Origin of the sequence: Breoghania corrubedonensis (genome assembly GCF_003053845.1) — a bacterium.
Taxonomy (GTDB): Bacteria; Pseudomonadota; Alphaproteobacteria; order Rhizobiales; family Stappiaceae; genus Breoghania; species Breoghania corrubedonensis.
The window spans coordinates 1,794,615-1,804,892 of record NZ_QAYG01000001.1 but is presented as its reverse complement, the minus strand read 5'-3'; the positions used below and the strand labels follow the sequence as shown (position 1 = coordinate 1,804,892).

Here is a 10,278-nt window from a genome sequence, read left to right as displayed (position 1 = left end):
TGACCACGCCAATGGTTCAAGCATGGAGGTCTCTCACCTATATTGTAGAACTCGTCCAGTCCTCCACCGTAGGTGGAGGTTTATCTAGGATGTAACGAAAAAGGGGCGCCGAGGCGCCCCTTCCTGTTTCCTGCCCGGCATCGCGACCCGGTCAGCAATTACCCGATGATCCCGCGGTTCTTCAGATCCGCCACGATCCGCTCGGCAAGCGCGTCCGGGTCCGCGCCCGTCGTATCGAGGCGGATTTCCGCGTTCTCCGGCGCCTCGTACGGGCTGTCGATGCCGGTGAAGTTCTTGATCTTGCCTTCGGCCGCCTTCTTGTAGAGGCCCTTCGGGTCACGCCGCTGACATTCTTCCAACGGCGTGTCGACGAAGACCTCGATGAATTCGCCCTCTTCCACCAGCTCGCGCGCCATGCGCCGTTCAGACCGGAACGGCGAGATGAACGACACCAGCACGATCGTGCCCGAATCGACGAAGAGCTTCGCCGTCTCGGCGACGCGGCGGATGTTCTCCACGCGGTCTTCGTCGGTAAAACCGAGATCGCGGTTGAGCCCGTGGCGCACATTGTCGCCGTCGAGCAGATAGGTGTGATGCCCGGCGGCCAGCAGTTTGCGTTCCACCGTGTTGGCAACCGTCGACTTGCCCGAACCGGAAAGGCCGGTGAACCACAGCACCGCGGGCTTCTGGCCCTTGAGGGCTGCGCGCGCCTGCTTGTTCACGTCGAGCGCCTGCCAGTGGATGTTGGTCGCGCGCCTCAGCCCGAACCAGATAATGCCGGCGGCGACCGTGGCGTTGGTCAGCCGGTCGATCAGGATGAAGGACCCTGTTTCACGGTTCGATTCGTAAGGATCGAAGGCGATGGGCGCCGACAGCGACAGGTTACAGAAGGCGACCTCGTTGAGATCGAGCTTCTTGGCCGCAAGGTGTTCGAAGGAATTGATGTCGATACGGTGCTTGAGCTCGCTCACCGTCGCCGTCACAGTGCGCGCACCCGATTTCAGCAGATAGGGTCTGCCCGGGTAGAGCGGCTTGTCCGTCATCCAGATGAGGTGGGCGGCGAACTGGTCGGAGACTTCCGGCCGGCTTTCCGACGCCGCAATGATGTCACCGCGCGAAATGTCGATCTCGTCTTCCAGCGTCAGCGTCACCGCCTCGCCCGCATGGCCCTGATCGAGATCGCCGTCCATGGTGACGATCCGTGCGATCTTGCTGGTCTTGCCCGATCCCGCCACGACGACCTCGTCGCCCGGCCGCACGACACCCGACGAGATGGTGCCGGAATAACCGCGAAAATCGAGATTCGGCCGGTTGACCCACTGCACCGGCATCCGGAAGGAGCGAAGATCGAGATCCTCCGCCACATCAACCGTCTCCAGGTGTTCGATCAGCGTCGGCCCCGAATACCAGGGCGTACGATCGCTCTTGGTCGAAACGTTATCGCCGAAGCGCGCCGAGAGCGGGATCGCCACCAGACTGTCGAAATCGAACGACGCGGCGAAGCTATCGAACTCGGCTTTGATTTCCTCGAAACGGTCCTCGGCGTAATCGACGAGGTCAATCTTGTTGACCGCCAGCACGACGTGACGGATGCCGAGCAGCGAGGCGATGAAGGCGTGCCGGCGCGTCTGCACCTGGATGCCGTTGCGCGCATCGACCAGCAGCACGGCGAGATCGGCGGTGGAGGCGCCGGTCGCCATGTTGCGGGTGTACTGCTCGTGGCCCGGGGTGTCGGCGACGATGAACTTGCGTGCCTCGGTCGCGAAGAAGCGGTAGGCGACATCGATGGTGATGCCCTGCTCGCGCTCCGCTTCCAGCCCGTCCACCAGCAGCGCGAAGTCGATGTCATCACCGACCGTACCGTGCTTGACGGAGTCCTTTCTGAGCGAGGCCAGCTGATCCTCGAACAGCAGCTTGGAATCATAGAGCAGCCGGCCGATCAGCGTCGACTTGCCGTCATCCACCGAGCCGCAGGTGAGAAAGCGAAGGAGCCCCTTGGTTTCCTGCCCCGAGATGAATTCGGCGAAGGCTTCGGGAGATTCCGCCGCGATTGCGCCCAGACCTTCCATCAGAAATACCCCTCGCGCTTCTTCTTTTCCATCGAACCCGCCTCGTCGTGATCAATCAGCCGCCCCGAGCGCTCAGACGAGCGGGCGACCAGCATTTCGGACACGATCTCGGGAAGCGTCGTCGCCTGGGATTCGATGGCGGCTGTCAGCGGGTAGCAGCCGAGCGTGCGGAACCGCACCATCCGCTGCTGGGCGACTTCACCCGGGTTCATCGGCAGACGTTCGTCATCGACCATGATCAGCATGCCGTCGCGCTCCACCACCGGCCGCGTTGCTGCGTAATAAAGGGGCACGATCGGGATGTTCTCGGCCAGGATGTACTGCCAGATATCGAGTTCGGTCCAGTTCGACAGCGGGAAGGCGCGGATCGACTCGCCCTTGGAAACCCGCGCGTTGTAGAGCCGCCACAACTCCGGGCGCTGGTTCTTCGGGTCCCAGCTGTGGGTCGAGGTGCGGAACGAGAAGACGCGCTCCTTGGCGCGAGCCTTTTCCTCGTCGCGCCGCGCGCCGCCGAATGCCGCATCGAAGCCGTGTTCGTTAAGCGCCTGTTTCAGCGCCTCGGTCTTCATCACGTGCGTGTAGAAGGAAGAGCCGTGGTCGAACGGATTGATGTTGTCCGCCGCCCCCTGCTGGTTGGTATGGACGATCAGGTCCAGCCCCAGCCGGTTCACGGTGTCGTCGCGAAACTTGATCATTTCGCGGAACTTCCACGTGGTGTCGACATGGAGCAGCGGAAAGGGCGGCTTGGAGGGATAGAACGCCTTCATCGCAAGGTGCAGCATGACGCTGGAATCCTTGCCGATCGAATAGAGCATCACGGGGTTGCGGAACTCGGCCGCGACCTCGCGCATGATGTGTATGCTCTCGTTCTCGAGGCGCTTGAGATGCGAACTGCGATCGACAGACACGGAAAGACGAACCTGCTTCTTGGCCCTTGCGGGCTATGGCTGGAAAACCGGCCGATGACTTTCAGCCAATCTATAGGCTGCAATGCGGCACTTCAAAGGGCGCCCGCCACGGCAGGACCTGTCAGCGAAGAAAGAATTTCCCGATCGCCCACCGCAACGAAGTATGGATTTGCGAAGTCGCTGTCTCCGGCCTGGTCGCGTTTGCCGTAAACGAGTGGCGTGCCATGCGTGGTGACGACCGCTCCACCGGCGGCTCGAAGCACAGCATCGGCGGCAGCCGTATCCCATTCCATGGTGCGCCCATGGCGCGGATAGATATCCGCCGCACCCTGCGCCAACCGACAGAACTTGAGTGACGAGCCCGCCGATGTCATGTCCGCCACTTTCAGCTTTTCGATGAAAGCGGCGCTTTCCGGGCTCATGTGCGACCGGCTCGCAAGGACCGTGAGCCCCTCATCGGGCTGCGCGCGCACGGCGATCGCTTCCGCCGGCCCGCACTGACCGTCCTTCACGGCAGCGCGCCAGGCCCCCTCGCCCGCAACGCCCCAGAAGAGTTCGCCCAAAGCCGGCGCATAAACGATGCCCGCCACCGGAACACCGCCATCGATGAGCCCGATATTCACCGTGAACTCGCCGTTCCTCGAAATGAACTCGCGCGTGCCGTCGAGCGGATCGACCAGAAAGAAGCGCTCGCTCGGCGCCGGTACGTTCCCGGTCGAAACAGCTTCCTCCGCCACGACCGGAGTGTCCGGAGCCAGATCCGCCAACCCCTTGAGGATGACCGCCTCGGCCTGCGTGTCGGCCTGGGTGACCGGAGATCCGTCGCCCTTCTCGCTGATGTCGATCGTGTCGGCGTAAATCTCAAGTATGGTGGCGCCCGCGACAATCGCCAGCTCCACAAGCTTCGTCATGCCGAGATCGGCGGAAGACGGCCTCGGATGGGGAGATCCGTTGATACGTGACGTCAATATCTGCGCTCCGATGGACAAGGATCCGTGCGACGGGCTGATGATGCCCATGCCGCACTGAATGATGGTATGCGCCGCCCCGGCACCCCTTCAATACTCGAATTCGAATGATACGAAAGGAAGCCTCGAGCCGTATTCCCGCTTATCGCGCCGGATTGCGACGCGAAAGGCGATCTTCCCATGCAAGGGCGTGGGCAATGATGGTGTCGAGGTCGTCATAGCGCGGCTGCCAGCCAAGTTCACGGCGCACGGCGTCGGCGCGGGCCACGACCTGTGGCGCGTCGCCCAGCCGCCGCGGCTCCTCCACGACCTTGAAATCGCACCCCGATACCCGGCGCGCGGACTCGATCACCTGGCGCACCGAATACCCCTCGCCATAGCCGCAATTCAGAATGCGGCTCTGCCCGCCATCGCGCAGGTGTGCCAAGGCCAACCGGTGCGCCTCGACCAGATCGGCGACGTGAATGTAGTCGCGCACGCCCGTTCCGTCAGGCGTGTCATAGTCTGTGCCGAACACCGAAAGATGGGACCGTTTGCCGAGCGCGGCCTCGCAGGCGACCTTGATAAGATGCGTGGCGTTGGCCGTCGATTGGCCGGTCCGCCCCCCGGGGTCGGCGCCAGCGACATTGAAGTAGCGTAACGCCGTGAATGCGAAATCATGCGCGGCGGCGGTATCGGCGAGCATGATCTCGCTCATCAGCTTCGAAGACCCGTAGGGTGAGAGCGGGTGCACCGGTGCGTCCTCGCCGACAGGCACGACCTCAGGATCACCATAAACGGCTGCGGTGGAGGAGAAGATGAACCGGCGAACCCCGTTCATGACACAGGCCTCGATGAGCGCGCGGGTACTCGCCGTGTTGTTGCGATAATACTTGAGGGGATCGGCAACCGATTCCGGTACGATGACGGAACCGGCGAAATGGATCACGGCATCGATTCCGCCCTTGAGCAGTTCGTCGAGCAGATCCGCATCGCCGACATCGCCGCATACCAGCCTTGCCGCCCCTGCGACCGCCCAGTCGAAACCGGTCGACAGGTTGTCGAGGACGACGACCTGCTCGCCCGCTTCGACCAGATTCCAGACCATGTGGCTGCCGATATAACCCGCACCGCCCGTTACCAGAACTGCCATCTCTCGCCCCGAATTGCCGACGGGTGCCCCATACCGGCCCTTTTCTCCCAATACCACAATTCGACACCGTTGCGCGCATCACGGAACCGCCAACGGCGCTGCTTGTTATTCAAGAGCCGCCTGAGTAGCTTCCGCAGAACCGGTGGCACTTTCACCTTTCACTGTCAGGACATGCACATGCCCGCACCCATTCGCAAAGCCGTCTTTCCCGTCGCCGGTCTCGGCACCCGCTTCCTGCCTGCCACCAAGGCCGTCCCGAAGGAGATGCTGACGGTGGTCGACCGGCCGATCATCCAGTACGTGGTCGACGAAGCACGCGAAGCGGGCATCGAGCACTTCATCTTCATCACCGGGCGCAACAAGCACGTCATCGCCGACCATTTCGACGTGTCCTTCGAGCTTGAACACACCTTGCGCGAACGCGGCAAGCAAGAAGCCCTAGACCTTCTGGAGGAAATACGCCTCACCCCCGGCAAGTCCAGCTTTACCCGGCAGCAGGAACCGCTGGGTCTTGGCCATGCGGTATGGTGCGCGCGCGAGATGGTCGGAAACGAGCCCTTCGCCGTGCTCCTGCCGGACGTTCTCGTCAAGTCGCAACGCGGCTGCCTCGGCCAGATGATCGACACCTACAACAAGACCGGCGGCAACGTGATCGCCGTGGAAGAGGTGCCGGAAGACCAGACCCACAATTACGGTGTGGTCGATGTCGAAGGCCCGGGCACCGACGGTGTCTACGGTGTGCGCGGGATGGTGGAAAAGCCGGAGCCCGGCACCGCGCCCTCCAATCTCATCATCACCGGCCGCTACATCCTGCAGCCGAAGGTGTTCGACTATCTGGCCAATCAGGAAACAGGTGCCGGGGGCGAGATCCAGCTCACCGACGCTCTGCTGAAGCTGATGGACAACCAGGGCATGACCGGCCTCGCCTTCAAGGGCAGGACATACGACTGCGGCTCCAAGATCGGCTTCCTGTCTGCCAACGTCGCCTACGCGCTCGACCGCGCGGATCTCGCCGATGAATACCGCGCAGTCCTCAAGGATCTCCTGGCCGGGTAAACCGCGCCCCGCGCGATTTCCAGACCCTGTACTGTTCCCCTTTCCCAGGCTTCCCGAAGCCCCGCACGGACGGTCACGATGGCTGCGCCTGCGGGGCGTTTCCTTGCGACTGTCCTCGCCCTGAAGCACCCGCCCCCCTGCGAACCGTCGCGTTGCGACCGCTGGAGACGGCAAATTCGACCGAAGCATGTCGAAAGAACGGCAAAAGTACGGTCTGACACGATAACTCCGCGGATTTAACGCGTGGGGCGGCGTGAATGCTCAGGAAATAGGCACCGTAATCGCATTATAATGCACACTTTTTAACCAGTTTGAAGCTCTTGCCGTTTTTTTGACCAAGCAGGATTACCCCCCTCTACCAACTCCACAATTATACCTGTCTTTCCAATGCATTAGATCCCGTTTTTCGCAGCCCGCGCCGTCAATTTCCGTACGGGAATCGCACTTGGCACGGACCTTGATTGATAGGGACCGGTCGCGGCCTGCGTGCTGGGGCCCGGAAGCGGCACCGCCGCCGCTTCAGGATGAGACGATCAAGGGAACACCATCCGGAACGGGCCGCAGCGTCCGCGGACGGCTGCAGGAGAGATACGGGAACCAATCATGAAAATCGTCATGGCCATTATCAAGCCGTTCAAGCTGGACGAGGTGCGCGACGCCCTCACGGCTATCGGCGTGCAGGGGCTCACCGTCACCGAGGTGAAGGGGTACGGCCGACAGAAGGGGCATACCGAAATCTATCGCGGCACCGAATACGCGGTCAGCTTCCTGCCGAAGCTGAAGATCGAGGTCGCGGTCGCGAGCGGCATGGTCGACCAGGTGCTCGACGCGATCACCGGCGCAGCCAAGACGGGCCAGATCGGTGACGGCAAGATCTTCGTCTATTCGATCGACCAGGCGGTCCGGATTCGCACCGGCGAAACCGACGCCGAAGCGCTCTAATTGCTTAACGGGGAAACAGTCATGAAGACCTCCATTTCATTCGGCCGCCTCGCACCGGCACTTGCCGGCGGCGCTTCGGCGGTAGCCATTGCCGCACTTTGCGGTGTCACCGCGGCTCTGGCCCAGGACACCACTGCCGCTCCCGAAGCCGCCGCCGCCGCGCCGGCCGTCACTCCTGAAGTCGCCTACATCTTCAACACGCTGCTGTTCCTCATTGGCGGCTTCCTGGTGATGTGGATGGCCGCCGGCTTCGCCATGCTTGAAGCCGGCCTGGTGCGTTCCAAGAACGTGTCCATGCAGTGCCTGAAGAATATCGCGCTCTATTCGGTCGCCGGACTGCTCTTCTGGCTGACGGGCTACAACCTGATGTACACCGGCGTCGACGGCGGCTTCATCGGCTCCTTCGGCCCCTACGCTTTCGACGCGGTCGGCGGCAATGCGCTCGATACCGGCTACTCCACGGCGTCGGACTGGTTCTACCAGATGGTGTTCTGCGCCACGGCCGCCTCGGTTGTCTCCGGCACGCTTGCCGAGCGCATCAAGCTGTGGCCGTTCATGCTGTTCACCGTTGTCCTTACCGGCCTGATGTACCCGATCACCGGCTCCTGGCAGTGGGGTGGCGGCTGGCTGTCCGAAATGGGCTTCTCCGACTTCGCCGGCTCCACGCTGGTGCACTCTGTCGGCGGCTGGGCGGCTCTTTCCGGCGCTCTGATCCTCGGCGCGCGCAAGGGCAAGTACGGCCCGGGCGGTCAAGTCACGCCGATGCCCGGCTCCTCCATGCCGCTGGCCACGCTGGGCACCTTCATCCTGTGGCTCGGCTGGTTCGGCTTCAACGGCGCCTCTCAGCTCGCCATGGGCACGATCGGTGATGTCTCCGACATCTCCCGCATCTTCGCCAACACCAACCTGGCCGCCGCCGCCGGCGTGGTCGTCGCGATGATCCTGACGCAGATCCTTTACAAGAAGGTCGACGTCACCATGGCACTGAACGGTGCGCTCGCCGGTCTCGTCGCCATCACCGCGGAGCCGCTGCAGCCGTCCGTGTTGCAGGCGATCATCATTGGTGGCGTCGGTGCCGTGATCGTCGTCTTCGCCGTGCCGCTGCTCGACAAGCTGAAGATCGACGACGTCGTCGGCGCCATCCCGGTTCACCTGCTGGCCGGCATCTGGGGCACCTTCATCGTGCCGTGGTCGAATGCCGAAACATCCTTCGGCACGCAGATCGTCGGCATCGCTTCCATCGGCGCCTTCACCTTCATCGTTTCCGCCATCGTCTGGCTGGTCCTGAAAGCCACGGTCGGCATCCGCGTCAGCGAGGAAGAAGAAATCCTCGGCCTCGACAAGGTGGAAATCGGCGTCGAAGCCTATCCCGAGTTCGGGACCGGCTCCCAGCGCATGTAACGTCCTCTCCAAGCGGATCGAACTGTACCGTTGTTCGATCGAACTGGCCCGGGCCTCACAGCCCGGGCTTTTTTATTGCCCGACGCCCACAGCCAACCGGCGTCTCGTGCCCCCCGCTTTCGGCAACACCGCGCGAATGCGCACCATACCCAAGGACGTTCATCAGTCTATTTTTTGTGCAACAGCACTGAATTTGCACAACCGAAGGCAGAGCCGACGCAGGACAAAGGTGGGCCATTCCGCCTGCCAAATAGGCATTCCCTTTCCCCGCCAATACGTTTGCAACGACGAGGCCTGATTGGCACAAGACTTGAAAACAGATTGGGCACGCGTTGCCCACTCGGGCCGCACCTGTTCAATAAATAATCAGATGGGAAGCCGCCCGACATGCCACCTCGTGAAACCAGAAGACATATCCTGGCCGCGGCGACGACGCTTGTTGCGACCCTTTTCGCCTTTCCGGCCCTCGCCGATACGCTCGATACGGGCGACACCGCCTGGATGCTGACATCGACGGCCCTCGTCCTGCTGATGACGATCCCCGGGCTCGCCCTCTTCTATGGCGGAATGGTGCGCAAGAAGAACGTACTGGCCACCGCCATGCAGAGCTTCGCCGCCGCCTGCCTGATGACAGTGCTTTGGATGGTCGCCGGCTACTCCCTCGCCTTTTCCGACGGGGGCGCCTTCAACAACTATATCGGCGGTCTCTCCAACTTCATGCTGGCCGGCCTCACCAAGGACGCGCTCTCCGGCACGATCCCGGAATCGGTCTTCATGACGTTTCAGATGACCTTCGCCATCATCACGCCCGCGCTCATCTGCGGCGCCTTCGCCGATCGCATGAAATTCTCGGCGCTGTTGTGGTTCCTCGGCATCTGGATGCTCGTCGTCTACGCGCCGGTCTGCCACTGGGTTTGGGGCGGCGGCTTCCTGGGCGGCGTTGGCGTCCTGGATTTCGCCGGCGGCACTGTCGTGCACATCAATTCCGGCGTCGCGGGTCTCGTCACCGCCATCGTGATTGGTCGCCGAACCGGTTACGGCACCGACAACATGGCTCCGCACAACATGGTGCTGTCGCTGACTGGCGCGGCCCTGCTGTGGGTCGGCTGGTTCGGATTCAATGCGGGATCCGCGGTCGGCGCCAATGGTTCGGCTGGCATGGCAATGGCCGTAACCCAGATTTCAGCGGCCGCCGCCGCTCTTGCCTGGATGTTCGGCGAATGGGTTCTCCACGGCCGCCCGAGCACGCTCGGCATCGTGTCGGGTGCGGTTGCCGGCCTCGTCGGCATCACGCCGGCTTCCGGCTTTGTCGGCCCCACCGGTGCGCTCGCCATCGGCATCCTGACCGGCCTGATCTGCCTGTGGGGCGTCGAATATCTCAAGCGAACCTTCAAGTACGACGACAGCCTCGACGCCTTCGGCGTGCACGGGCTCGGCGGCATTGTCGGCGCGATCCTCACTGGTGTCTTCGCGGTGAAGGCGATCGGCGGCACGCCCGGCGGAATGGAAGGCAACTGGGGTCAGGTCTGGATCCAGATCGTCGGTATCGGCGCCACCATCGTCTGGTCCGCCCTTGCCACCTTCATCATCCTCAAGGTGATCGACGCGACCCTTGGTCTGCGCGTTCCCCGCGAGGTCGAGATCGAGGGCCTCGACATCAACCTGCACGGCGAGGTCGTGCAGTAAGCAAGGCGGCCGCCCCCGGAACCCGGCGAGATCCGGCCCGGGGGCAATCTCTGCCCCGTTGCGCGCGGCGACACGCCGGCTTATCGTTCCGGCAACAGCCTGTGCGGGCGCGATAC

General features: G+C 62.9%; 8 protein-coding genes. 4 read left to right on the top strand and 4 right to left on the bottom strand.

Going from position 1 to position 10,278, the window contains the following annotated elements:
- Positions 1-158: 158 nt before the first annotated feature.
- The 4 genes from cysN to galE form a co-directional block, all read right to left on the bottom strand.
- Positions 159-2,069, bottom strand: coding sequence for a sulfate adenylyltransferase subunit CysN (gene cysN / locus C8N35_RS07980; protein WP_107988973.1), 1,911 nt, complete (start codon positions 2,067-2,069; stop codon positions 159-161).
- Positions 2,069-2,920, bottom strand: coding sequence for a sulfate adenylyltransferase subunit CysD (gene cysD / locus C8N35_RS07975; RefSeq protein WP_245926693.1), 852 nt, complete (start codon positions 2,918-2,920; stop codon positions 2,069-2,071). The genes cysN and cysD overlap by 1 nt, the downstream gene beginning before the upstream one ends.
- 149 nt (positions 2,921-3,069) lie before the next feature.
- Positions 3,070-3,888 (bottom strand): 3'(2'),5'-bisphosphate nucleotidase CysQ, encoded by an 819-nt coding sequence (gene cysQ, locus C8N35_RS07970; protein ID WP_107988971.1) that lies wholly within the window; start codon positions 3,886-3,888, stop codon positions 3,070-3,072.
- 199 nt (positions 3,889-4,087) lie between these two features.
- Positions 4,088-5,077, bottom strand: a complete 990-nt coding sequence (galE, locus tag C8N35_RS07965; protein WP_107988970.1) for a UDP-glucose 4-epimerase GalE — start codon at positions 5,075-5,077, stop codon at positions 4,088-4,090.
- Between the two features lie 177 nt (positions 5,078-5,254).
- Here galE and galU point away from each other — a divergent pair, with 177 nt between their 5' ends.
- The 4 genes from galU to C8N35_RS07945 all read left to right on the top strand — a co-directional run bounded on the left by galU (position 5,255) and on the right by C8N35_RS07945 (position 10,162).
- Positions 5,255-6,133, top strand: coding sequence for a UTP--glucose-1-phosphate uridylyltransferase GalU (gene galU / locus C8N35_RS07960; RefSeq protein WP_107988969.1), 879 nt, complete (start codon positions 5,255-5,257; stop codon positions 6,131-6,133).
- A 603-nt stretch (positions 6,134-6,736) separates the two neighbouring features.
- A complete protein-coding gene (locus C8N35_RS07955) occupies positions 6,737-7,075 on the top strand; it encodes a P-II family nitrogen regulator (RefSeq protein WP_107988968.1) in 339 nt (112 codons plus the stop codon).
- Positions 7,076-7,096: 21 nt separating this feature from the next.
- Positions 7,097-8,476 carry an ammonium transporter gene (locus tag C8N35_RS07950; RefSeq protein ID WP_107988967.1) on the top strand — a complete coding sequence of 460 codons (1,380 nt, stop codon included), beginning with the start codon at positions 7,097-7,099 and terminating at the stop codon, positions 8,474-8,476.
- Between the two features lie 387 nt (positions 8,477-8,863).
- Positions 8,864-10,162 carry an ammonium transporter gene (locus tag C8N35_RS07945; protein ID WP_107988966.1) on the top strand — a complete coding sequence of 433 codons (1,299 nt, stop codon included), beginning with the start codon at positions 8,864-8,866 and terminating at the stop codon, positions 10,160-10,162.
- Positions 10,163-10,278: the final 116 nt, after the last annotated feature.